The 23,028-nt window shown below is 32.8% G+C and carries 24 protein-coding genes; 9 read left to right on the top strand and 15 right to left on the bottom strand.

Annotated elements, in window-relative coordinates:
- Positions 1-69: 69 nt before the first annotated feature.
- The 10 genes from BSF42_RS04465 to BSF42_RS04420 all read right to left on the bottom strand — a co-directional run bounded on the left by BSF42_RS04465 (position 70) and on the right by BSF42_RS04420 (position 9,682).
- Entirely contained in the window at positions 70-2,439 is a 2,370-nt protein-coding gene (locus BSF42_RS04465) for a GAF domain-containing protein (RefSeq protein ID WP_095951916.1), read from the bottom strand.
- A 291-nt stretch (positions 2,440-2,730) separates the two neighbouring features.
- Positions 2,731-3,789, bottom strand: coding sequence for a nucleoid-associated protein (locus BSF42_RS04460; RefSeq protein ID WP_095951915.1), 1,059 nt, complete (start codon positions 3,787-3,789; stop codon positions 2,731-2,733).
- 46 nt (positions 3,790-3,835) lie between these two features.
- The gene (locus BSF42_RS04455; protein ID WP_095951914.1) at positions 3,836-4,195 is read right to left on the bottom strand and encodes a four helix bundle protein; all 360 of its coding nucleotides are present in this window, start codon (positions 4,193-4,195) and stop codon (positions 3,836-3,838) included.
- Positions 4,196-4,313: 118 nt separating this feature from the next.
- Positions 4,314-4,853 (bottom strand): hypothetical protein, encoded by a 540-nt coding sequence (locus tag BSF42_RS04450; RefSeq protein WP_095951913.1) that lies wholly within the window; start codon positions 4,851-4,853, stop codon positions 4,314-4,316.
- 267 nt (positions 4,854-5,120) lie between these two features.
- The gene (locus BSF42_RS04445) at positions 5,121-5,723 is read right to left on the bottom strand and encodes an HPP family protein (RefSeq protein ID WP_095951912.1); all 603 of its coding nucleotides are present in this window, start codon (positions 5,721-5,723) and stop codon (positions 5,121-5,123) included.
- Positions 5,724-5,824: 101 nt separating this feature from the next.
- A complete protein-coding gene (locus BSF42_RS04440; protein ID WP_095952069.1) occupies positions 5,825-7,102 on the bottom strand; it encodes a chloride channel protein in 1,278 nt (425 codons plus the stop codon).
- A gap of 369 nt (positions 7,103-7,471) precedes the next feature.
- The gene (locus tag BSF42_RS04435; protein WP_095951911.1) at positions 7,472-7,861 is read right to left on the bottom strand and encodes a VOC family protein; all 390 of its coding nucleotides are present in this window, start codon (positions 7,859-7,861) and stop codon (positions 7,472-7,474) included.
- Positions 7,861-8,436 (bottom strand): sugar O-acetyltransferase, encoded by a 576-nt coding sequence (locus tag BSF42_RS04430; RefSeq protein ID WP_095951910.1) that lies wholly within the window; start codon positions 8,434-8,436, stop codon positions 7,861-7,863. The genes BSF42_RS04435 and BSF42_RS04430 overlap by 1 nt, the downstream gene beginning before the upstream one ends.
- A gap of 4 nt (positions 8,437-8,440) precedes the next feature.
- Positions 8,441-8,899 carry a DinB family protein gene (locus BSF42_RS04425; protein WP_095951909.1) on the bottom strand — a complete coding sequence of 153 codons (459 nt, stop codon included), beginning with the start codon at positions 8,897-8,899 and terminating at the stop codon, positions 8,441-8,443.
- A gap of 54 nt (positions 8,900-8,953) precedes the next feature.
- Entirely contained in the window at positions 8,954-9,682 is a 729-nt protein-coding gene (locus tag BSF42_RS04420; protein WP_095951908.1) for a carbon-nitrogen hydrolase family protein, read from the bottom strand.
- Positions 9,683-9,823: 141 nt separating this feature from the next.
- Between BSF42_RS04420 and BSF42_RS04415 the strand changes: the two genes are divergently transcribed.
- The 8 genes from BSF42_RS04415 (at position 9,824) to BSF42_RS04380 (ending at position 16,655) form a co-directional block, all read left to right on the top strand.
- Entirely contained in the window at positions 9,824-11,983 is a 2,160-nt protein-coding gene (locus BSF42_RS04415; RefSeq protein ID WP_095951907.1) for a TonB-dependent receptor, read from the top strand.
- Between the two features lie 514 nt (positions 11,984-12,497).
- Complete coding sequence (locus BSF42_RS04410; RefSeq protein WP_095951906.1) at positions 12,498-13,118, top strand: hypothetical protein; 621 nt, start codon at positions 12,498-12,500, stop codon at positions 13,116-13,118.
- A 22-nt stretch (positions 13,119-13,140) separates the two neighbouring features.
- Positions 13,141-14,499, top strand: a complete 1,359-nt coding sequence (locus BSF42_RS04405) for a histidine kinase (RefSeq protein ID WP_095951905.1) — start codon at positions 13,141-13,143, stop codon at positions 14,497-14,499.
- A gap of 2 nt (positions 14,500-14,501) precedes the next feature.
- Entirely contained in the window at positions 14,502-14,804 is a 303-nt protein-coding gene (locus BSF42_RS04400) for a 2TM domain-containing protein (protein ID WP_095951904.1), read from the top strand.
- A gap of 2 nt (positions 14,805-14,806) precedes the next feature.
- Positions 14,807-15,136: a 2TM domain-containing protein gene (locus tag BSF42_RS04395; RefSeq protein WP_095951903.1), complete on the top strand. Its 330-nt coding sequence runs from the start codon at positions 14,807-14,809 to the stop codon at positions 15,134-15,136.
- Positions 15,137-15,138: 2 nt separating this feature from the next.
- The gene (locus tag BSF42_RS04390; RefSeq protein WP_253250977.1) at positions 15,139-15,444 is read left to right on the top strand and encodes a 2TM domain-containing protein; all 306 of its coding nucleotides are present in this window, start codon (positions 15,139-15,141) and stop codon (positions 15,442-15,444) included.
- Between the two features lie 22 nt (positions 15,445-15,466).
- Entirely contained in the window at positions 15,467-15,847 is a 381-nt protein-coding gene (locus BSF42_RS04385) for a 2TM domain-containing protein (protein WP_095951901.1), read from the top strand.
- 40 nt (positions 15,848-15,887) lie between these two features.
- The gene (locus BSF42_RS04380; RefSeq protein ID WP_095951900.1) at positions 15,888-16,655 is read left to right on the top strand and encodes a LytTR family DNA-binding domain-containing protein; all 768 of its coding nucleotides are present in this window, start codon (positions 15,888-15,890) and stop codon (positions 16,653-16,655) included.
- Position 16,656: 1 nt separating this feature from the next.
- On the opposite strand, the gene BSF42_RS04375 is transcribed toward BSF42_RS04380, so the two are convergent.
- The 4 genes from BSF42_RS04375 to BSF42_RS04360 are packed head-to-tail and all read right to left on the bottom strand — an operon-like array spanning position 16,657 to position 20,024.
- Positions 16,657-17,178, bottom strand: coding sequence for a hypothetical protein (locus BSF42_RS04375; RefSeq protein WP_095951899.1), 522 nt, complete (start codon positions 17,176-17,178; stop codon positions 16,657-16,659).
- Positions 17,179-17,203: 25 nt separating this feature from the next.
- Entirely contained in the window at positions 17,204-18,229 is a 1,026-nt protein-coding gene (locus BSF42_RS04370) for a COX15/CtaA family protein (protein WP_095951898.1), read from the bottom strand.
- Entirely contained in the window at positions 18,226-18,594 is a 369-nt protein-coding gene (locus tag BSF42_RS04365) for a hypothetical protein (protein WP_095951897.1), read from the bottom strand. The genes BSF42_RS04370 and BSF42_RS04365 overlap by 4 nt, the downstream gene beginning before the upstream one ends.
- Positions 18,594-20,024, bottom strand: coding sequence for a CCA tRNA nucleotidyltransferase (locus BSF42_RS04360; RefSeq protein WP_172426643.1), 1,431 nt, complete (start codon positions 20,022-20,024; stop codon positions 18,594-18,596). The genes BSF42_RS04365 and BSF42_RS04360 overlap by 1 nt, the downstream gene beginning before the upstream one ends.
- 420 nt (positions 20,025-20,444) lie before the next feature.
- Here BSF42_RS04360 and yaaA point away from each other — a divergent pair, with 420 nt between their 5' ends.
- Complete coding sequence (gene yaaA, locus BSF42_RS04355; RefSeq protein ID WP_095951896.1) at positions 20,445-21,203, top strand: peroxide stress protein YaaA; 759 nt, start codon at positions 20,445-20,447, stop codon at positions 21,201-21,203.
- Between the two features lie 235 nt (positions 21,204-21,438).
- Here the strand turns inward: yaaA and BSF42_RS04350 are convergent, their stop codons facing one another.
- Entirely contained in the window at positions 21,439-23,028 is a 1,590-nt protein-coding gene (locus tag BSF42_RS04350; protein WP_095951895.1) for an MDR family MFS transporter, read from the bottom strand.

Below are 23,028 nucleotides of genomic sequence, written 5' to 3'. Positions count from 1 at the left end.
GCAGCTTTGTCAAAGTTTCAAACTTTGACAAAGCTTTAAACTCAATAATTCATAAAAAAAGTCTAGCTTTTAGTTGAGCTCATCTAATAAATCTTGATAAGTAATCTTTTTTACTCCAGGATTTGAAATGTTATTAATGACTTTTACACGAATCGCTCTCAAACCAGAAACACCTTGAAGATCTTCTACTTCAAATTGTTCAATCGAAGGCTCAAGTATTTTCTTGTGCTGCAAGTATTTAATATATTTTAAATATTCTGCTTCTTCGCTGTTTTGAGAATAAACGATCGTAATTTTTTCTTTTTCCGTAATTCTTTCGTTTGTTCCTTTAATGTTCGATTTGTCAATTCTTTTTTTAACGACTTCATATCTAGCATTGTAAGTTCCGTCGACATCAAAGCGTTTTTCATCCATTCTAAAACGAATTGAAAGCGGAGCACTGAAAACCAGAATCAGCGAAGTAACATCCAATTCATACGGAAGCGACTCTTTCAATTCATGATGTTCCAATTCCATTTCGCATAAAGTCTGTAACTGCCACAAACGAAGATTGTGCAGATACATAATATCAAATGGTTTTGTCGGCGAAATCGAAGCTCCGATATATAAATTGTGTTCTACGCCATCCGTTTTAAAACGCTCGTAATAATGCGGATAAATTTGCTGAGCCTCGACTTGTTTTTTATCTAAAACGGTTGCCAGTCTCTTATTGATAATAGACATGGCATTGTCAAATTTCTTTCTTTCATGATAAAACATTCCTGTTTTTTCGTCCAGACTTTCAAAGTATAGTTTTTCTAATTTTTCGTTTTTTTCGTTACTTTTTGTATTCTTAAGTATTGGATGAATTTCTTCTTCAATATAACGTTGAATATGTTGTTCGGTATCCGCTTTTAAAGGGAAATCCAATTCGCTTCTTAGCGATTCCAGTTCAAATTTTCTTTGTTCCAAAAGAACCAGATTTGAATTTGGATCCTGATTATCGAAAATTTCCAAAAGCGCTGTAAGCTGACTTTTCAAATCAGTTTTTACTGTTTCATTTCGATGTTCAGAAGAACTTTTAATATCGATTTGTCCGTATAGTGGAAATACATTTTTAAACACAATCTCTTTAAAAATATAATCTTTTGTGTGATTGCTATTCTGAAAGTAATTCTGCGATTCTTTTTTGAATTTCCAATAAACACTCGGGTGAATCGTAGTATATTCTCGCTGAATAATCGCTTCAACCTGATGCTGCATATCTGTATTGTAGCGGTCGATAGTGTCGGTTAAATACGGCAAAACCAATTCTAGTTTTGTAGCATTGACACTATTTAAATCTCTTGCCTTTTCCGAAACCAATTCTACTACACCCAATAAATGGCCGTCTTTAATAACGGGAGCAAAAATACAGCTGTGAATATTTTGTTTCAATAAATGCTCGCCAAGTCTTTTATTCGTTGACTCGTCTGTGAATTTTTGAACATTAGAAATAACAAAAGGTTCTTTTTTGTCCAGCAGATTTTCAAATGAGCATCCAAAAAAGGCATTTCGGCAATCTACTTCCTGATCCGAAGAAAGTAAGAAACTTTTAAGCTGGGTTTCATATTTAACTGGTCTGATAAATTTCTCTTCTTCTGGATTGTAAATAATAAATCCGACTTTTAAATTGGGAAGATTAAAAATTGACTGAAAAATATTAGAAACTTCCTGATCACTTGTAACGGTTTTTACACCAGGTTTCAATAAGTTACTTTTTAAGGTAGAAATAGCACTTTCGGTAGTAGCATCAAATAGCGAAACAATTCCGAAACCTCTTAAAATCCAGCTTCCTTTTGGGAATTTAGATTTCCATAGATTAATATCATTGTAATTATCAATCAGCTGGTCAATATCTTCCTGAGTTAAAGGAATTGAATTTTCGGTTGGAATAATTTCCATGAAATCAGCATTGTACAAAATACGATAATGTTTTTCGACACCACTTTCGTCTGGAATATCGTAGAAAAATGGCTTGTTGAAATCAATATGTTGTTTGTAATAATTGCTCAAAATCAAACAACAGTTATTAATGTAGAATTGATGTTCATCGAAATCACGAATTTCCATGTAAAATTCATCTCCAGCATTTTTCAAAATCTTTTTGAAACGTTCAGAATAGTTAAAAGAGATGTTTTGAAAGGGAATTGTAACCGCTTTTATTTCATTGTGAGTTAATGCTGTAGGAAATAAATCAGCTAGAATATTTTTGATTAAAGCTTCATTTTCTTTAATAACAGAATAATCTTGAATTCCTGTCCTTAATTCCGGAATAGATTCAATCTGTTGTAAAATGGCTTTTGCGTAATTTGATCTGTAATCAACATTTGATAAAGCAATTTCTTCAAAAGATTCAATTAGCTTATGAAATGAGATAATGGTGGTGAAAGGACTTTCTTCGTAAAAATGAATATCCATCTTAGTTTATTTTTTAATGCAAATTTAAGGATAAATTAAGAATGAACAGTATTTTACGATTTCTTTCCTTTATTATTCAATAGATAAAACCCTTGATTCTAGAGGGTTTCTAAAATAGCGCATTTGTTTTAACAAAAAATTAACTCCGATGTCATAGAATAATAGGTTTGATATTGCGTTTTTGAGCCTCCTAAATTATTTATCTATAGAATTTAGGGCATAAAAAAACGGCAGTTACATTTGTAACTGCCGTTTTCTGTTTTAAGTAAGTAATAGAAAAATGAAAACTTCTTAGCTTTTTTCTTCTTTGTTGAAGTACACTAAGTAGTAATACATTTGTTTTTCTTCATCCCAGCCTTTTTCAACAAATTTTTCTGCACTTTCAGGGTTGATAAAATCCATTTTAATCTGAATATGAGTATCCAGATTAATAACGTTTTTAATCGATTTTCTAGCGTCAGAAACTGCTGCGTTGGCAATTGGGAATGAGGTTACATCTTCGATGCTGTATTTTTCTCCTTTATCAACTTTATAGTTTTTGAATTCAGGAATTAAGTCTGGATTATCTAATACTTCATTCAAGAAATTCTGCTCTTCAAACTGATCATTTTTAGCGAAATAATTCACAGATCGGTTCATAAACATTACTTCCTCTTTCTTGTCTTCTGCTGGCAAAACAACATCTTTTGCGAAGTTTTGACAGAATTTTAAATATTTTTTAGTGATGAAATTTTCATCTTCAAAAGCATCAACAGATAAAAAGTGTTCTAACCAGTAACGCGCGTCATAACGGTTGCTGTCTACAGTTAAAATTTTATATCCTTCTTCTTTTTTGTAATTGAAAATTAAACATCCTTTATCTAATTTGCTCAAGTTGATACCTTGCTGCAAGATCATTTCCAGGTTGCTGTCTTTTTCTTCAAATTGTAAAAAGTCAGCCTGCAATTCGCTTTTAAAAATTCCGATTGCATCTACTACATTATTATCAATACTTAGATTAGTCAAATAAGTTACATAAACCTCTCCGTTTTTAATATGCGGATGATTTGACTGCTCGTATAAATGCTTTGTAATGTTTTTAGAAACTTCCTGAACATTTGCCGGATCAGCAAAAATTTCAGTTGCATATTTAAACATGTCGTTGTAGTCCAAGTCCACTTCGTGTGCAAACTGATAATAGTTTTCTTCTTTTTCTCGAAAAGGCTTAAAAAAGTATTCTTTAATCAAAGGCACAATTTCATCATTTAGATTAAATGGCTGTTCTGATAAAAAAATGGCTTCGTTACGGCTTTTGTTTCCTACGCGGTGTATAGAAAGCGTCTCGATGTGGGTGTTGAATAGGTTGATCATTTTTTTTATTTAGGTTCAGAGTGGCAGAGGTTCAAAGGGACAAAGGTTATTTTCTGTCTTTTATTTTTCTGATAAAAGCACTTAACATTCGTTCTATTTCTCTGCTTTCTCCATTTATTTTAGTGAATTGATACTCGGTTATATATTTTAGATTGAAAGAAATTTCGAGCTGAGTCTGCATTTCAAATAATGATGAAATCGAGATATTTAAAAATCGTAAATAATCACTATTCCCGTCTCTTCCATATCCTTCAGCAATATTACTCGGTATTGATATAGAGCATCTTCTAATTTGGGAAGATAGTCCATAAATTTCTTCTTTTGGGAATGAATTTGTTAATTGGTAAATTTCGGTAACTAAGTTCATAGATTTTTGCCAGATTAAAAGGTCTCGAAAAGTTTTCATTTTTGATATTTAAAAAATTAAACACAAAAATAAAAATATTCCTATAATTTTAAGTCGAAGATTTAAAAGAAAAACCTCTGACCCTTTGAACCTCTGATCCTTTGAACCTGAAAAAAAATTAATTCCAATTCTCCTCAAATCCGTAATCTTCAAAGCTGTCATCGCCTTCGAACATGTCAAGATCGTCTTCGTCTAAATCATCTTCAAATTCTCCGTAGATATCATCGTGCATATCCGCTTCAAAGTTTTTTTCGATAGCTTCATCTGGCATTTCGCCGTGAGAAAATAAAGTTTCAGGATAAACAGCTCCAACGGCTTCATCTTCGATTGCGGCTAATTCAACTAAGAAAGTCCACATACTGATGAAATCGTAAACGTAGATAATTTTAGTGTTTTCGCGATCTAGGATACTAGACAAAGGATAATCATTCATGGTTCTTATTTCGCCAGGAACATCTCCAGTATCAAAAAGCGGAATTTCATCTTCTTGATTCCAAGTTTCATCACAAGTATAAAATGAAGCGACTTCTGATCCGTCAAAGCCAAAAGCGTTGAAGATAGCATTATGTAAATCCTCAAGGGTATCTTCCTCAAGAATCGCAATGTCTCTAAAAATATCTTCTTCGGCGTCTAGAATTACTCTAAATTTATAAACCATAATATTTGTTTTTATTGAGAGGTCAAAGGTAAAATATAAAAAACGAAATACGAATCTCGAATTACGATTTGTTGAAAAGATTTTTTTGTTGTCAGGCTGAGCACATTCCGATTGTCAGGCTGAGCATCCCGAGAATTCGGGAGAAGCCCACGTTCCAATTGATAAACACGTCTTCCAACCTGCAAGGTTTCCAAAACCTTGTAGGTTTTAAGGATAATCATAGTCTACAGTAAGGTTTTCAAATGCTTTCAGGAGACTAATCTAGAATTATAATTTCCCTTTTAATCTCTTTCGTATGTTGTGATAATGTTTGTGATACGAACTGTGACTTGGATAACTTCTGGTCGAAGTCATATTATTAAAAATCAAAGCCGTTAAAAGTAGAATAAGAACGCCACTTAAAACAGGCGAAAGCACATACATATAGCCCAAAGCTTTTACTTTTTCGGTTCCAATAACTGCAATTAAAGCCGTTGCCCCACCAGGCGGATGAAGTGTTTTGGTAATCTGCATTAAAATAATAGCAATCGAAACGGCCAATGGCGCCGCGATATACATAATATCTGGAACCAGTTTGTGAACCGTTACGCCTACAAGCGCAGAGATAACGTGACCGCCAACCAGATTTCGAGGCTGCGAAAATGGACTTTGAATAATTCCATAAACTAAAACACTCGACGCTCCGAAAGAACCAATTAAATAAACGGCATCACTTCCTGAAAAATGAAGCGATTGTACGTAAGCCAAAATTCCGATTCCGACAAAAGATCCTAAAAACGACCAAAAATGTTCTTTAAAATCGATTAAAGTTTCTTTGTAAAGAATATAACGTGTTTTGCGATAGCTTCTTTTAATTTTTGGAGTGGGCATAAGTAAAATATTCGTTGTGGTATTTTTTGCCGTAAATTTCGCAGATCAAAATGATTAAAAATCTTTTAGAATCTGCGAAATTTAGGACTTAAAAATTCTTTTTATTTTGTTAAGCTTGGGGCGTAACTATAAACAGTATAAGGGTAAATCGTTTTTGCAGTGTATTTTGAAATCAAACAAACTACAAGTATTGGCAGGAACAAAGTATAATCATTCGTTAAGCCACAGACCAAAAATATTGCTGTAAAAGGTGCGTGTATGCTGGCGCTTAAAACCGCTGCCATTCCAATAATCATGAAGTTAACGGGAATTACATTTACATGGAAAAAGCTGTTTAAGATTGATGCCAATAATAATCCTAAAAATGCTCCGATAAATAAACTTGGAGCAAATACACCGCCGTCACCACCAGAAGCCAGCGTGATAGAAGTTACAATTGGTTTTAAAATCAATATTCCGATAAAAGTCATTGCTAATGTAATGGTTAATGGAAGCTGGTTGGAACCAAAGATCCCTTTTATAGCGTGATAACCTTCTCCATATAATTGGGGGAAAATAAAAAGCGAAATACTTAATACGGCAGATCCGATAATGATTTTATAATAATGAGTGTTTATTTTTCCGAATTGAGATTTGAAAAATAAAACACATTTGGTTAAATAAACAGAATTCATTCCAGCTAAAATTCCTAATAGAATAAAATAAGGAATTGCTTTTAAATGCCAAGTTGTAATAGATACGGCAAATAAAGGTTCTTCTTTTAAAATTGTAAGTAGACCAAAAGCAATCGAAACAGCAATTACATTTGAAATGATAAATGCTCTTGTTACTTTTCTTGAAATCACCTCAAAAGCAAATAAAATTCCCGCAATCGGACTGCTGAAAAGTGCTGTAACTCCCGCTGCAACACCCGCACAGATTAATTCAGTTTTATATTGGCGGAAAACATTTTCTTTTTCGTGGGCAACCGAACCAATTGTGGCTGTAGCAACAACTGTAGAAACTTCGATTCCAGTTGAACCTCCGAAAATAACAGTCAATAATCCGTTTATAAAGTGAGATGGAATTTTATATGAAGGTAAGTTTTTAGATCTCGAACTGGTGCTTTCAAAAACTTCTTTGATTCCTTTATTTTCTTTTTTCTTGAAAAGATACTGTCTTAGAAAATAAATAACAGATAATCCGAAAACTGGAAAAATGATATAAAATAGAGGATGAACTGATACTTCGTGGAAAAAGATTTCTTCGTAATATTCAGTAATTTTTTTTAGTGAAATTCCGAGAAAGGCAGAAAGAAAGCCAATTAAAATAGAAACAATAACTAATTTTCGGAACTTAATAAATTGATGATTTTTTTTGATTTGCGCCGTTTTGTTCATCAGAAGTAAATTTGAATTCGCATTTTTTTTTATGCGGATTACAAAATTAAGAATCAAATTCGGTTTTTTATAGGAAAATCGTAATATAGTGTGTTAAAACTAATAAAAACAGGAAAATTCTTTCAGGTAAATATTCTTGCCACAAAGTCGCGAAGACACAAATTTTTTGTTCTGTTTTTTTGGAATATCTAATTTTTGTCATTCTGAGGAACGAAGAATCACACTAGTATGTCCGTACAGAAATTTGTAAACCTTTGTAGATTTCCGTGTGTAATTTTTTGTTCCTCAGGACTACATAAAAGAAAAATTTGAGATCAACAGATAAAACAAAATCCTTAGCGTCTTAGCGCCTTCGCGGCAGAAAAAAAATTATCTTTCATAAAACTCAATCGGCAGTAAATCAGGATCTGCGATAAAAGTAAAGCGCTTTTCTGTAGTTTCATCAATTCTGATAGGTTCTGATTCGATGTTTTTTGAATCTAAAAAAGCAATCGTTTCTTCTAGATTAATCACTTCAAAAGCCAAATGTCTTAAACCAACGGCTTCCGGTCGAGAAGGTCTTTGCGGCGGATTTGGAAATGAAAATAACTCTACAATATAAGAACCATTTAAAGCCAGATCTAATTTGTAAGACTGGCGTTCTTCGCGGTAGATTTCTCTTATAATTGTTAAACCTAAAATTTCAGTATAAAAGGTTTTAGATTTTTGATAATCAGAGCACAAAATGGCAATGTGATGAACTTTGTTAAGGGTAAGCATTATTTTTTTGATTCAGGTTCTTGGTTTAATTTTCTAATCACTTTTGCTGGATTTCCAACAGCTAATGAATTGTCAGGAATGTCTTTTGTTACAACAGATCCAGCGCCGATCACACAGCCTTTTCCAATTGTAACACCAGGGCAAATAACCGAATTCCCGCCAATCCAGCAATCGTCTCCAATAGTAACAGGATAAGCATTTTCCAGCGTTTTTCGTAATTCGGCGTCAAGCGGATGTGATGCAGTATAAATTTGAACATTGGGAGCAATAAATACATTTGAGCCAATATTTACGGGCGCGCAATCTAGAACAACACAATTCACATTAAAGTAAACGTTGTCACCGCAAAAAATATTATAACCATAATCACAATGAAATGGCGGTTCGATATATAAACCTGCTCCGGAATTCGGAATCAATTCTTTTAAAATTTCTTTTGCTTTTTTGGTAACTCTGTATTCTTTTACATTTAAGCTGTGCAAAAGATTTTTGGCAGCGCGGCGGCCTTTTAATAATTCTGGATCAAAGGCGTTGTAGTATTCGCCAGAGATCATTTTTTCTTTTTCTGTCATAATCCTATTAAAGAAGCTTTTTCAAAATAACAATTTGTCCTAAATGATAAACATCATGCTGAATAATTCCGTGAAGATGTTCGTAATATGTATGACCATTGTTGACATATATTTTAGCTAAATCCTCATCATTAAAATCTTGAAAAAAGGCATTCCATGATTCCTGCGATTTTGCCAATGTCTGCAGTGATTGTTCCCACGCAGCTTCTGACTGATCTAAAACGGGTACAAAATAATTATGATCTGGTGTGATCGTTACTTCTCCCTGCATGCGCTCCAAAATATTTCTTCTCCATTGTATCAGATGATTCACAATTTCCCAAATCGTGTTAAGATTTGGATTTGCTTTTCTGTAAGCCTGATCTGCCGTTACATTTTCTAAAGTACTGGCTAAATTAACTTCAAGCCACGGATTTCCGTTATAAATGGATTGATATAAGTTTGAAATTCTTTTGCTTTCTGACATTATGATGCTTGTTTTAATTGTTTGATTTTTAAAGGTATAAAAAAATAAAATTCGTTAAATAATTTGTCTTGTAACTTTTTCTGTTTGTGTGTTAAAAATAATTATACCTTCTTCTTGATTATCAAATTGAGCCATTAATTTTCCTTCTTTATTCCAAACAGCACTACAGCCCGCACTCACTAAATTGTCACATTCTCCAATACAATTTGACATTAAAACGGGAATCTTATAATTTTTAGAAACTTCTGCATAATATGCGTATGCTTTATCGATCCCATTTTTAGACTTAGCAACACTTGCAATATAAATTTGTGCTCCAAGTTCGACGGCTTTATCGGCATGATTTATTTGTAAACTTTCATAACAAATTGCGGGTGCTATTTTTTCATCTTCAATATTAACTAAAACCTGATCTTTTCCATTTACAAAATAAGGAAATTCATCCTCGTGAAGCTGTTGTTTTGAATACAGAAATCTAGGTTGTTCAGGTTGAAAAATCAACATGCTGATTAAAATTCCTTCATGGCTTAAAGTTGGAATTCCAACTCCAATAGTAATCTTTTTTAAGTCACTAATTTCCTGAAATACATCAAGTCGATTGTCATTTAGATTTACAGCCAAATCTTTAGCCAGCTCTGGTTCATAGCCAGTTAAAGAAAGTTCTGGAAAAAAAATAGAAGAAGCTTTAAGCAAAGAAGCCTGATTAATAAATGCAATATGTTTTTGGATGTTAGCAGGAATATTTCCTTTTACTGATTTTATTTGTGCTATAGCAATATTCATTGACTTTTTATTAATAAGGAAACAAAAGCTAATATACGAATTAGGAATTTACAACTCATCCGCAAAATTCTACAATTGGGTTATTATATATTTTTTAACAGAATTTGTTAAAATACATTTGCTTCATCAAAAACCAATATCATGAAAACCAGAATTACTTTTATTTTATTATTACTAACTGTTTTTTCTTTTGCTCAGAATACTATTTCTGGAAAAGTAGTAGACCAAAAAGGAAAACCAGTTGTGGGCGCTAATATTTATATTGACGGAACTTACGACGGAGCAACAAGTTCTGAAACGGGAGAATTTTCTTTTGAGACGACCACGACAGGAAATCAATTTATCATAATTAGTTTTTTACTTTTCGAAACCTTCAAAACAGAAATTGATGTTAGTAATTATAAAAATCAAACCATAAAATTAAGAGAAAACATGAACGCTCTCGATGCGGTTGTTATTACTGCTGGAACTTTGGAATCTGGAGACAAAGCTCGAGTTTCTGTTTTAAAACCATTAGATATTGTAACAACTGCAGGGTCTGCCGGAAATATTGTAGCGGCTTTGCAGACTTTACCAGGAACGCAAAGTGTTGGTGAAGACGGACGTTTGTTTGTACGTGGAGGAGAAGCCAATGAAACACAGACTTTTGTTGACGGAATTCGCGTAGCGCAGCCGTACGGAGCGACAACTAATAATTTGCCAACTAGAAGCCGTTTTTCTCCTTTCTTATTTAGCGGAATTGCTTTTTCTACCGGAGGTTATTCGGCTGAATATGGCGAGGCTTTATCTAGTGTTTTGCTTTTGAATACTAATGATGAAGAAGATCATGAAAAAACAGATATCGGATTAATGACAGTTGGTTTGAGTTTAGGAAATACGCAAAAATGGGAAAAAAGTACTTTGAGCGTAAATATGGCATACATCAATTTAGCGCCTTATCAAGCGGCAATTCCTCAAAATGTAGATTGGAACAATCCCTATCAATCGCTTGGAGGAGAAACGGTTTACAGATACAAATTTACAAATGGAATCTTTAAATTATATGCTTCTTTCGATTCAGAGAAATTCGATTTAAATCAGAAAAACATCAATTTTGAAAATCCGATTCGAACTGATATGAACAATAATAATTTTTATTTGAATTCTTCATACAAGGGAACTATCGGGACAGGATGGCAGTTAACGTCTGGAATTAGTTACGGTTATAGTAAAAATAAATTGAAGTATGATAGTAGTGATATTGACAATAATGAAAATGCTGCGCAGTTGAAATTAAAAGTGACAAAAAAAGTTTCGAATTACTTTAAACTATCTTTCGGTACAGATTATTTTATTACAAAATTCACTGAAAATTTTGACGACAATAGTTCTATTGCTGTTACAAATGGTTACGATTCGAACATTTTTGCTGCTTACACAGAAGGGGATATTTTATTCTCTAAAAAATTAGCAATGAAAGTTGGTTTGAGATATTCGAATAATAGTTTATTAAACGAAAACAATATTGCGCCAAGAGCATCATTGGCATACAAAGTTTCAAAAAGCAGTCAGTTTTCATTTGCTTACGGAGATTTTTCGCAGACACCAGTTGTAGATTATATCAAATTTTCAAAATACCATCAATTTGAAAGTGAAAAAGCGAGACATTATATTTTGAATTATACGTTTACAAAACCTGGACAACTGCTTAGAACAGAATTATATTATAAGGATTACAGCAATTTAGTTCAATACGATACAAGAGACATTCAATACAATTCGGTTTTCAATAACAACGGATCGGGTTATGCAAAAGGTTTCGATTTACTTTGGAGAGACAGTAATTTGTACAAAAACTTAGAGTACTGGATTTCATATTCGTATATCGATTCAGAAAGACAATACAAAAACTTCCCAAATATGGCGACTCCAAGTTTTGTAGCCAATCATAATTTATCTGTTGTAACGAAATATTTTATCACAGACTGGAAATCGCAGATTGGTTTTACCAATAGTTTCAGTACAGGTCGTCCGTACAATGATCCGAACCAAACACAGTTTATGAGCGGAAAAACCAAAGCATACAATAGTTTGAGCTTTAACTGGGCTTATTTATTGACAACTCAAAAAATCCTTTATTTCTCGGTTTCAAATATTTTAGGAACACAAAATGTTTTTGGATACGATTACGCCAGAACGCCAGATCAAGCCGGTGTTTATCAAAGACAAGCAGTAGTTCCAACCGCAGACCGATTTTTCTTCGTGGGCTTCTTTTGGACAATCAGCCAGAATAAAAATGAGAATCAGCTTAAAAATTTGTAGATTTTTAGGTGCAGAGAGGCAAAGGTTCAAAGGGACAAAGGTTCAAAGGAGCAAAGGTTCAAAGGGACAAAGTTTTTAAAAAGCGAATAGAGAAAACCTCTGAACCTCTGCCCCTTAAAAAAAGAAACAAAGGTTCAAAGGAACAAAGTTTTTTGAAAGCAAGTAGAGAAAACCTCTGAACCTTTGCTCCTTTGAACCTCTGCCCCTTAAAAAAAAAACAAAGGTTCAAAGGAACAAAGTTTTTTGAAAGCAAGTAGAGAAAACCTCTGAACCTTTGCACCTCTGAACCTCTGCCCCTTAAAAAAAAACAATTCAGTAACAAAAATCAACAACTCAGTATCATTTAATTTTAAAAGAGTAAAAACCGTAATACTTTTGAAGTATAATAAAGAAGGTACTAAGTTGCTAAGCTTCTAAGATACTAAGAAAAAACTTAGAAGCTTATCTACTTAGAACCAAAAAAAACTTAGAATCTCAGTAAATCAAAACCTTATAACCTTAAAAAAAAGAAATCATGACCAAAATTATCACCATTATTACGTTATTTATCTGCAGTTTATTATCTGCACAAACACAATTTGAACAAGGAATGAACAAAGCTTTCGGACTTTGGAAAGAAGGAAAAAATGCTGAAGCTTCTGCCATGTTTGAAAGAATCGCAGCTGCTGAAAAAACAAGCTGGCTTCCTAATTATTATGTTGGTTTAGTAAATACATTATCGGTTTTTACTGAAAAAGATAAAACAAAAATCGATTTGCTTTTAACAAAAGCGCAAGATGCTTTGGATGTTGAATTTCTTAAAGACCAAAACAATTCAGAATTATATGTTTTACAGGCTTTAATTTACACAGGATATGTTGTTGCCGACCCAATGACAAACGGAATGAAATATTCTGGAAAGGTAATGGAAGCTTATGCAAAAGCAAAAGCAATTGATCCAAATAACCCAAGAGCAGTTTTTGGTGAAGCTGATTACCAATTAGGAGGCGCAAAATGGACAGGAGTTGATACAAAACCTTTATGTGTGCAAGTTGATAAATCTATTGAACTTTTTAATACTTTTAAACCTGCAACGCCTTTTTCTCCAAAATGGGGATTAGAAAGAGCTTTGGAAGTTCAAAAAACTTGTAAATAATAAAATAAATTAAGCTGATTATATGAAAGATGACGGAAGAACATTTTCTGATTTAAAAAACGGAACTATCGCATGTTTCAAGATTGCAATGGTATTTGCGGTAATATTTTCAGCTTGTTTAGGAGATGATTTAAATGTTACAAACGTTCTTTTAACTTTTTTTATAAGCTGTCTTTATTCTTTCGGTTTGGGTTTTGGTAACGGATTTATCAATGTTTTTCTGGATAGAAAATGGGATTGGCTCGAACAAACAAACCTGAGGGTTTATTACGGAATATTGGTAACTGTTCTTTATACAGTTCCTGTAGTTTTAGGAATAAATTATTTTATTTTCGTTGTCTTGCAAAATGTGACTTTAGAGGTGTTTTTTGGAGCAAGAATGTTATGGGTTCATCTTTTTTATATCATTTTATCTTTAGGAGTTTCGACTTTTATGCAGGCCAGAAGTTTTATGGTGAAATGGAAAAGAGCCTCAAAATTTGAAATAACGCAGCAAAAAATTATCGCTGGAACAGCAAATGCAAAATTCGAAAGTTTAAAAAATCAAATCGATCCGCATTTTCTTTTTAACAGCTTAAATGTTTTAAGTTCTTTAATTGAAGAAAATCCAGATAATGCACAGCGCTTTACAACTTCCTTGTCTAAAATTTACAGATATGTTTTAGAGCAGAAAGATAAAGAATTGGTTTCTGTTGAAGATGAATTGTCATTTGCAAAAACCTACATGAATCTGTTAAAAATGCGTTTCGAAAATAGCTTGTTCTACGAGCTCCCAACAGAAAATATAAATCCAGATGCCAAAGTAGTACCGCTTTCATTACAGCTTTTATTAGAAAATACGGTGAAACACAATGTGGTAAGTGAACAAAAACCACTGCATATTAGAATTTTTATTGACAAGGATTGTTTGGCCATTCAAAATGATCTTCAGAAAAAAGAAGTTTTGCAGGACAGACAAGGAGTTGGACTGCAAAATATTGTAAATCGTTATGGAATTATAACGGATAGAAAAGTGATGGTAGAGCAAGACGATAAAAATTTCACTGTTAAAATTCCAATATTAACAAAACAAATTACTGTTATGGAAACAAGTGCAGATTATAATGACGAAGCAAAAGCCTATTATAGAGCCAAAAAAAGAGTAGAAGAATTGAAAGGATTTTATGCCAATATTATTTCCTATTGCTGTGTGGTTCCGCTTTTAGTTTTTATTAATTTAAGATTTTCACCTGGATTTCAATGGTTTTGGTTTTCTGCTTTAGGCTGGGGATTTGGTATAACCATGCATGCTTTTAAAGTTTTTGGCTATAGTTCAGATTGGGAAGAAAGAAAAATTAGAGAAATTCTAGAAAAAGATAACAAACAAAAAAACTGGAAATAATCATGGAAAAAGATTTTACAGAAGCAGACCGTTATTATGATGCTCAAAAAAAAGTAAAAAAAATAAAAGAGTTTTATGAGCATTTGACAGTTTATTTACTGGTAAATCCAATTGTAATTGTGGTAAATGTTATGACTTCTCCAGGATATTTATGGTTTATATGGTGTTTGATGGGATGGGGAATGGCTGTCATTTTGCACGGATTGAAAGTTTTTAGTTTTCCGCCTTTCTTTAATAAAAAATGGGAAGAGAAAAAAATCAGAGAAATTCTTGAGAAAGAAAAAAATAAAAAAACTTGGGAATAATTATGGAACCAAAATTTGATAATGAGCAGCAAGAACCGGAACTGAAGCAAATGGCAAGTAGAAAAGTTGTAAAGCTAAAGTCTTTCTACAAGCAGTTGTTCTTTTACGCAGTCGGGTTAACTATTTTCCTTTTAAAAGAATATACAGAATTGCCTTTAAATGTATTTCCGATTAAACTTTTAAATAATATAGTAATGATTTTGTGGTCTGCAGTAGTGATTGGATCAGCGATCGATGTGTTTACCTCTTTCAAAATTTTTGATGATGAATGGGAAGCACGTAAAGTAAAAAGTATTTTAGATAAACGAAATAGAAAACAAAAATGGGAGTAATCATGGAAATGAATTTAAACGAAGAAGAAAGATATATTCAAGCGCGAAAAAAGGTTGAAAATATAAAAGGATTTTACGGAAATCTCCTCTCTTTCATATTAGTAAATGCGATTTTGATTTTTATAAACTTATATACATCTCCGCAATATTTATGGTTTTTCTGGCCATTATTGTGGTGGGGAGTAGGAGTAGTTTTTCATGGATTAAAGGTTTTTGAAATTTTCCCTGTGTTAGGAAAAAATTGGGAAGAAAGAAAAATCAAGGAACTAATGGAGAAGGAAAAACAGAATAAAAATAAGTGGAAATAAGTATTTAAAAAAAATAAAAAACATGGGACGTTTTAGAAAAGAAATGTACGAAGCATATGCACAGCAGCATTCTGGCGAATATAGTTCAGATGAAAGTTACAACGCTGCATACAAAAAAGTAAAAAAAATAAAAGGTTTTTACGGGCATTTAAGAGTATTTATCATTGTGAACATTATTATCATTTTGTCTAGTTTAACTAGAAATAATCTAACAGACGGAATCGATTTTAGCGGTTTATCAAAATGGAATACGTATTCAACTGCTTTCTTTTGGGGAATTGGTTTAGCTGCTCACGCATTATCCGTTTTTGGTTCAGAATGGTTTTTTGGTTCAGACTGGGAGGAAAAGAAAATTCAAAAATATATGGATAGAGATAATTCAAATAAAAATAAATGGGAGTAACTTTGAATTCATATTTTTTCAAATTTTTACAATATAGTAAATGATCACATTAATTATAGAAGACGAAAAACCAGCTGCAAGATTGCTGCAAAGAAAACTTGAAAAGTTAGATGTAAAGGTAGAAACCATGCTTCACTCGGTTGAAGAATCTATCGAATGGTTTAAGAATAACCAGCATCCCGATTTGATATTTTTAGATATTCAATTATCAGATGGTTTGTCTTTTGAAATTTTTGAAAAGATAGATATTAAAAGTGCTATCATTTTTACAACTGCGTATGATGAGTATGCGTTAAAAGCTTTTAAACTCAACAGTATCGATTATCTTTTAAAACCAATTGATGAAGATGATTTGGAAACAGCAGTTTCAAAATTTAAATCGCGTCTTCCAAAAGCAGCAACAGTAAGTTCTAATTTGCAGCTTGACTTTGAGCAGATTCGCCAAATGCTTTCAAATCCATTTGAGAAGACTTATAAAAAGAGATTTACAGTTAAAATTGGTCAGCATTTAAAAGTCATTACCACAGAAGAAATTGAATGTTTTTTCAGCGAAAACAAGGGAACTTATATTCATACGTGCGACAATCGCGATTACTTAATTGATTCTACTTTAGAAATTTTAGAACAAGAACTTGACAAAAAGGATTTCTTCCGCGTAAGTAGAAAATTTATTGTCCCGCTAAAAGCAATTAAAGAAATTCAGGTTTATACCAATTCTCGTCTAAAAGTAATTTTACCAACTTACAAAGATGATGAGGTAGTTGTAAGTCGTGAAAAAGTGCAGGATTTTAAATCTTGGCTTGGGTAAATTATCTATCAAGAGTTGACATAATTTCTATAGCTCCAAATTTCCAATCACGGTTCATTTTAACCGCATCAACAGGTTTTATAAAAGTAATTGATGCAATTTTCAGGACAGTATCATCAGAAAGATCAATATTTATATATTTCGAAAGTTCTTCATAAGGCTGATTTTTATTTTCAGCCTTACTTATTATTATACCAATTTTAGATAAAATATCGGTCGTTGGAATTTCCTTTTTTAAAGGGGAATTTTCGATATTATTTTTGTAAAATGTATCTAAAATAAATTTTTTGGTTGTAATTACAACTACACCAGAATTTGAACCATATTTTTTTATAGCGTCTTCAGTATCTCCCTTAAAAATTCCTAGGTTCGCTAAGTCTTGCTTTTTTATCGTTTTCAAAACATCTTCTGGATTCTTGTAACCTATATTTTTGCCATTAAAAATTATCAGGGGTTTAGGTGTGTTTTGACTATATATAAAACAAGCATATAAAATGCAAAATAAAAAATATACTTTTTTCATCTTCGTTTTTTTAATGGAAGATACGTTATTTACTCAATCGATGCAATGTAAAAGTCATGGCGCTCAAAAGGAAAAACGCCATAATTTGGTGAATTAATCCTAAAGCCAATGGAACACTATATAACAAAGTAAAAACTCCCAGAAGAAATTGTATGAAAACAAAAACAACCAAAGTTTTAATTCCGTTCGATTGTGTATTTGTCAACGAAATTTTGGTACTTCTGTAATATAAGAACAAAATAAAAGCTACAACAACATAAGCAAAAGTTCTGTGTACAAACTGAACGCCGCTTTTTCCTTCGATAAGATTTTTGATTAATGTTGGCTGTTCTATGTAAACAGAATCATGAATAAATTGTCCGTCGCTCATTAACGGCCAATGATTGTGAATTAATCCAGCATTTAATCCAGCAACAAATCCGCCGTAAATAATTTGAATTAGTAAAGCTGCTAAAGCAAATCGGCCAATGTTTCTTAGTGGAATATTAATTCGGGTGTTTTTTTCAGGGTAGATTAAATCCAGTGCCACCCAAAGTGTATAAGCAAAAGTAATAAAGGCAAAAGTTAAGTGCAATGAAAGTCTAAAATGACTCACATCTGGATTGTCAATTAACCCGCTTCTTACCATAAACCATCCTAAAAACCCTTGAAAACCTCCCATTGCTAGAAGAATAACACATTTTTTGATAGTTGAGCGATCCAGTTTTTTTCTGATTAAGAAATAAACAAAAGGAACAAAGAAAACCAAACCAATAATACGACCGATAAAACGGTGAAACCATTCCCAGAAATAAATGAATTTATAATCTGCTAATTGAAAATCGTTGTGAATATTGATTTTTTGGTACTCCGGAAACTTTTTATATTCATCAAATGCGGCCTGCCACTTGGCATCTGTTAAGGGTGGGAAAGTATCAGTTACCAAATGCCAGTCGGTCATAGATAAACCTGAATTAGTCAAACGGGTAATTCCGCCAACGACAACCATTAAAAACAATAAAACACAACCTGATAGTAACCAAATAATTACTGATTTATTCTCTTTTTTCATTCTTTTCCAATTAATTCTATTCCGTTAAATTTGTTTTTGCTTTTTCTTTCTCTTCTTTTTACATAAAGTTTTAATAAAGTAAAGTTTGCTATCATATTAGTAATTGAGAGCGCAGTTATAATAATTATTCTATATTGAAAGCTTTCAATATCTGTTATTTTGAAATAGTCAATTAAAACTATATTTTGAAATAACGCAGCTATAATCATTATGGCACATATGGAAACAATACTAATTAAAAAAAAGAAGATTTTATATTTATAGCGACTATCGTTGGTTCTATTAATTTTTCTAATAAAAATAATATTAGTTCCTAAAACTATTAATACTAAAATGATACAAAAAATAGCCCCTAAAGTGTCCATTATTTTTTAGGCTTTAAGTTTAACTTCTCAGCTCTTTTAATCACAAAATCATAAGCCGCCTGATATTCGTTTGGAATATCGCCTTCTAAAATAGCTTCTTTTACGGCTTCTTTTAAAACTCCAATTTCGCGTGAAGGTTTTAAGTCAAACATTTCCATAATTTCTTCACCTGAAATTGGCGGCTGAAAATTACGAACCTGATCGCGCTCTTCAACTTCAACAATTTTCTTACGAACGAGTTCAAAGTTTTTATGGTATTTCTTGAACTTCGAAGGGTTTTTAGTTGTGATATCCGCTTCGCATAAAGTCATTAAATTCTCTACATCTTCACCGGCATCAAAAACCAAACGGCGAACCGCACTGTCCGTCACAATATCCTGCGCCAAAACAATTGGACGAGAGCTCATAATTACCATTTTCTGCACAAATTTCATTTTGTGGTTCAATGGCATGTGCAGGCGTTCAAAGATTTTTTTTGCCATTTTTCCGCCTAGAAATTCATGCCCGTGAAAAGTCCAGCCTTGTTTTTTACTGAAACGTTTTGTTGGCGCTTTTCCAATATCATGAAGTAAAGCCGACCAGCGCAACCAGACATCATCTGTATTGGGGCAAATATTATCTACAACTTCAAGCGTGTGATAAAAATTGTTTTTATGTGTATGACCTTCAATTTCTTCTACCTGATTCAAAGCAGTCAATTCAGGTAAAATAATATCTAAAAGGCCTGTTTTATATAAAAGTAAAAATCCGACAGAAGGTTTATCTGTAGAGAGAATTTTGTTTAACTCGTCTACAATTCTTTCACCAGAGATAATATTGATTCGATCAGCATTTTTTGTAATAGCATTTAGCGAATTTTCTTCAATCTCAAAATTCAACTGCGTTGCAAAACGAATCGCACGTAACATACGCAAAGGATCATCAGAATACGTAATATCTGGATCCAAAGGTGTTTTTATTGTTTTGTTCTCTAAATCTGCTAAACCATCGAACGGATCTAAAAGCTCGCCAAAGTTAGTTTCGTTTAAAGATAATGCTAACGCGTTGATTGTGAAATCACGACGGTTTTGGTCGTCTTGCAAAGTTCCGTTTTCCACAATCGGATTTCGGCTGTCAAAATTATAAGATTCTTTTCGTGCGCCGACAAACTCAATATCGGTATCTTCAAAACGTAACATTGCTGTTCCGTAAGTTTTAAAAACTTGAACTTTTGGTTTTTTAGGAAGTAATTCAGATACTTTCAAAGCTAGTTCGATACCGCTTCCAACTGCAACAACATCAATATCTTTTTTGGAACCACGGTTTAGGAGTAAATCGCGAACAAATCCGCCAATTACATAACTTTCAACGTTAAGTTCTTGAGATGCTTTCGAAATAACATCGAAAATTTTATTTTGTAGAGCAGTCTTATAATTTGTTTGTATAGCCACGAATTCAAGAATTTTAAAAAATTACATTTCTTTTTTGAAGAGAATGAAACGTCTGCAAATTTACAACATAGAAAATGCCTATTATAATGTAAAGGGCACTTTTTTATATAAATTCTCATTTTCTAATAGCAATTTTTAGTAAAATTATATTTCAATGAATGAATGCTCCGTAGGAGCAAAATATTTATAGAAAGTTTTTCAAAGTTTATTGAAAGCTCCTGCGGAGCGATATTCGTTTTTAGAGAAATAATTTCGCCCCGCTGAGGCTTTTGTTGAATATCTAAAATATTAGTTCTATAAATATGTTGTCCCGCTGGGACTTTTGATATAGACGGATTATATATTCATAAAACAAATCAATTGCAATAATATATTTTTAAATTTTCAATTTGTATTTTTGAATCATACAAAAACGTACACATGAAAATTGTTATATCGCCTGCGAAGTCATTAAATTTCGAAAAAGAATTACCAACATCTCAATATACAGAACCATCATTTCTAAAAGAAGCAAGAGAGGTTCATAAAGTTTTAAAACCTAAAAAACCTTCTGAATTATCGGAGCTAATGTCTATTTCAGATAAATTGGCCGATTTAAATTGGGAACGCAATCAAAAATGGAAAACTCCTTTTTCACCACAAAATGCCCGTCCGGCAGTTTATACTTTTGATGGTGATGTTTACACCGGTTTAGATGCTTATTCAATTCCATTAGATAAATTAGATGCACTTCAGGATAAACTTAGAATTTTGTCTGGTCTTTATGGTGTTTTAAAACCGCTTGATTTAATGCAGGCTTACCGTTTAGAAATGGGCACAAAATTACCTGTAGGCGAATATAAAAACCTGCACGAATTCTGGAAACCTGCCGTTACTAAAGCCTTAAACAAAGAATTGAAAAAAGACGAATTATTTGTGAATTTAGCGAGTAACGAATATTTTTCTGCAGTTGATGTAAAAGCTTTAAAAGTTCCTGTAATTACGCCAGATTTTAAAGATTACAAAGATGGAAAACTAAAAATGATCAGTTTCTTTGCCAAAAAGGCGAGAGGGATGATGGTGCGTTATATTATCGATACAAACGCTGAAACTATTGATGACTTAAAAGGTTTTGATTATGAAGGATATAAGTTTGATGCAAATCTATCTAAAGGAAATCATTTGGTTTTTACGAGATAGGTTTTTTTGGAGGTTCTGAGGTTTTGAGGCGCAGAGGGGCAGAGGGACAAAGGTTTCTTTACTTTGAGATTATTTAAACACAAAGGCGCAAAGATTACGCAAGGTTAACACAGTTAACAAAACCTGAAACCTGAAACTTGAAACAAAAAAAAACATAAAAACATAAATACATAAAAAAGCCGAGTTACAGGAAATAAACTCGGCTTTTTTGGGTATTATAAATAATTATTAAATATTAATGCATCGCATCTGCGGGATTAATTTTATTCTTTCCTTTTTTGATGAAAAGAATAATCGGAATACAGCATAAAAACATAATTCCTAAGTACATAAAGATATCCATATAGGCCATTACAGTACTTTGTTTCATTACTGACATTTCTATTGCCTGATAGGCTTTTTTCAAAGCAACATCTGCACTGTAGCCTTTCGCCATAAAGGCATGCTGCATACCAGTGACACGCTGCTGTACTTCGAATTTTGCAGGATCTAAATTATTAATCAAATCTACTCTGTGCGATTGGCTGAAACGTGTAATGAAAGTTGTAATAATGGCAATACCAAAAGATCCACCTAACTGACGCATCATTCCGGTAAAAGCGGCTCCTTCACCAATTTGTTTTCCTTTCAAAGTAGAAAGAGAAAGTGTGGTAATTGGAACGAAAAGTAATCCAAGACCTATTCCTCTTAAAATTAAAGGCCAGTACATATGTTCAACACCAGTATCAGGTGTCATACGGCTGTACATCATAAAGGTAAAGAAGAAGAAAACTAAAAATCCAACTCCAACCATATAACCTTGAGGAACACCTTTCTGAATCATATTTCCAACAAATGGCATCATAATCGCCGTTGTGATAGATCCTGGAATTAATAATAATCCTGCATCAGTTGCGGTCCATCCTAAAATAGACTGCGTATAAATTGGGATAATTAACGTTGAACCATATAAACCGAAACCAAGAATGAAACACATAATTGTTCCAATTCGTAAATTTCCATCTTTTAAAACACTTAAGTTTACAATTGGATATTTGTAAGTCAGCTCTCTCCAAATAAAGAGAACTAATCCTAAAACTGTCACCACACTTAGCGTTACAATAAGTGAATCGTTAAACCAATCGTCTTGCTGACCGTGTTCTAGTACGAATTGTAAAGAACCAATAAAGGCAGTAAGTAAAATAATTCCCCACCAGTCAACCTGATTTGCTTTTAATTTCTCTCCATATTTCGGACTTCTAACAAAAGTTATAGCCAAAATAGTTGCGATAATTCCTAATGGAATATTGATATAGAAAATATAAGGCCAAGAATAATTATCTACTAAATATCCTCCTAAAGGCGGACCTAAAGTTGGACCAACAATTACACCCATTCCGTAAATTGCCTGCGCCATTCCGCGTTTGGCAACCGGATAACTTTCTGTAATAATCGTTTGGGCTGTTACCAGAAGCGCTCCACCACCCATACCTTGTACGAATCGGAAGGCCACAAGTTCCCAAATATTACTGGCATTACCACACAAAAAAGAACAGACCGTAAATATTATGATAGAAGCCACAAAATAATTACGTCTTCCAAATTGCTGTGATAACCAGCTCGTCATCGGAATTACAATAACATTCGCAATTGCGTATGCTGTAATAACCCACGCCACATCTGTCAAGGTAGCACCAAGACTTCCGCGCATGTCTGTTAGAGCTACGTTTACGATCGTGGTATCAACAATTTCAAGCAATGCACAAAGTACAGCTGTAATTGTAATAATCACGCGTCGGTAACCGTATTCTACTAAATCGTCGTCTGCTTGTATTGCTGCTGCCAT

The organism is Flavobacterium sp. ACN6 (assembly GCF_002304005.1).
Taxonomy (GTDB): Bacteria; Bacteroidota; Bacteroidia; order Flavobacteriales; family Flavobacteriaceae; genus Flavobacterium.
Note: the sequence above shows the minus strand (reverse complement) of the source record. Positions and strands in the feature narration are given on the sequence as shown.

What these genes read in the sequence shown, in the direction of transcription:
- BSF42_RS04395 (WP_095951903.1), top strand. Translation starts at nt 14,807, where the DNA reads ATGGAACCAAAATTTGATAATGAGCAGCAAGAACCGGAACTGAAGCAA.
- BSF42_RS04465 (WP_095951916.1), bottom strand. Translation starts at nt 2,439, where the DNA reads ATGGATATTCATTTTTACGAAGAAAGTCCTTTCACCACCATTATCTCA.
- BSF42_RS04350 (WP_095951895.1), bottom strand. Translation starts at nt 23,028, where the DNA reads ATGGCAGCAGCAATACAAGCAGACGACGATTTAGTAGAATACGGTTAC.
- BSF42_RS04460 (WP_095951915.1), bottom strand. Translation starts at nt 3,789, where the DNA reads ATGATCAACCTATTCAACACCCACATCGAGACGCTTTCTATACACCGC.
- BSF42_RS04400 (WP_095951904.1), top strand. Translation starts at nt 14,502, where the DNA reads ATGGAAAAAGATTTTACAGAAGCAGACCGTTATTATGATGCTCAAAAA.
- BSF42_RS04445 (WP_095951912.1), bottom strand. Translation starts at nt 5,723, where the DNA reads ATGCCCACTCCAAAAATTAAAAGAAGCTATCGCAAAACACGTTATATT.
- BSF42_RS04450 (WP_095951913.1), bottom strand. Translation starts at nt 4,853, where the DNA reads ATGGTTTATAAATTTAGAGTAATTCTAGACGCCGAAGAAGATATTTTT.
- yaaA (WP_095951896.1), top strand. Translation starts at nt 20,445, where the DNA reads ATGAAAATTGTTATATCGCCTGCGAAGTCATTAAATTTCGAAAAAGAA.
- BSF42_RS04380 (WP_095951900.1), top strand. Translation starts at nt 15,888, where the DNA reads ATGATCACATTAATTATAGAAGACGAAAAACCAGCTGCAAGATTGCTG.
- BSF42_RS04365 (WP_095951897.1), bottom strand. Translation starts at nt 18,594, where the DNA reads ATGGACACTTTAGGGGCTATTTTTTGTATCATTTTAGTATTAATAGTT.
- BSF42_RS04435 (WP_095951911.1), bottom strand. Translation starts at nt 7,861, where the DNA reads ATGCTTACCCTTAACAAAGTTCATCACATTGCCATTTTGTGCTCTGAT.
- BSF42_RS04405 (WP_095951905.1), top strand. Translation starts at nt 13,141, where the DNA reads ATGAAAGATGACGGAAGAACATTTTCTGATTTAAAAAACGGAACTATC.
- BSF42_RS04385 (WP_095951901.1), top strand. Translation starts at nt 15,467, where the DNA reads ATGGGACGTTTTAGAAAAGAAATGTACGAAGCATATGCACAGCAGCAT.
- BSF42_RS04390 (WP_253250977.1), top strand. Translation starts at nt 15,139, where the DNA reads ATGGAAATGAATTTAAACGAAGAAGAAAGATATATTCAAGCGCGAAAA.
- BSF42_RS04375 (WP_095951899.1), bottom strand. Translation starts at nt 17,178, where the DNA reads ATGAAAAAAGTATATTTTTTATTTTGCATTTTATATGCTTGTTTTATA.
- BSF42_RS04455 (WP_095951914.1), bottom strand. Translation starts at nt 4,195, where the DNA reads ATGAAAACTTTTCGAGACCTTTTAATCTGGCAAAAATCTATGAACTTA.
- BSF42_RS04415 (WP_095951907.1), top strand. Translation starts at nt 9,824, where the DNA reads ATGAAAACCAGAATTACTTTTATTTTATTATTACTAACTGTTTTTTCT.
- BSF42_RS04370 (WP_095951898.1), bottom strand. Translation starts at nt 18,229, where the DNA reads ATGAAAAAAGAGAATAAATCAGTAATTATTTGGTTACTATCAGGTTGT.
- BSF42_RS04410 (WP_095951906.1), top strand. Translation starts at nt 12,498, where the DNA reads ATGACCAAAATTATCACCATTATTACGTTATTTATCTGCAGTTTATTA.
- BSF42_RS04425 (WP_095951909.1), bottom strand. Translation starts at nt 8,899, where the DNA reads ATGTCAGAAAGCAAAAGAATTTCAAACTTATATCAATCCATTTATAAC.
- BSF42_RS04440 (WP_095952069.1), bottom strand. Translation starts at nt 7,102, where the DNA reads ATGAACAAAACGGCGCAAATCAAAAAAAATCATCAATTTATTAAGTTC.
- BSF42_RS04420 (WP_095951908.1), bottom strand. Translation starts at nt 9,682, where the DNA reads ATGAATATTGCTATAGCACAAATAAAATCAGTAAAAGGAAATATTCCT.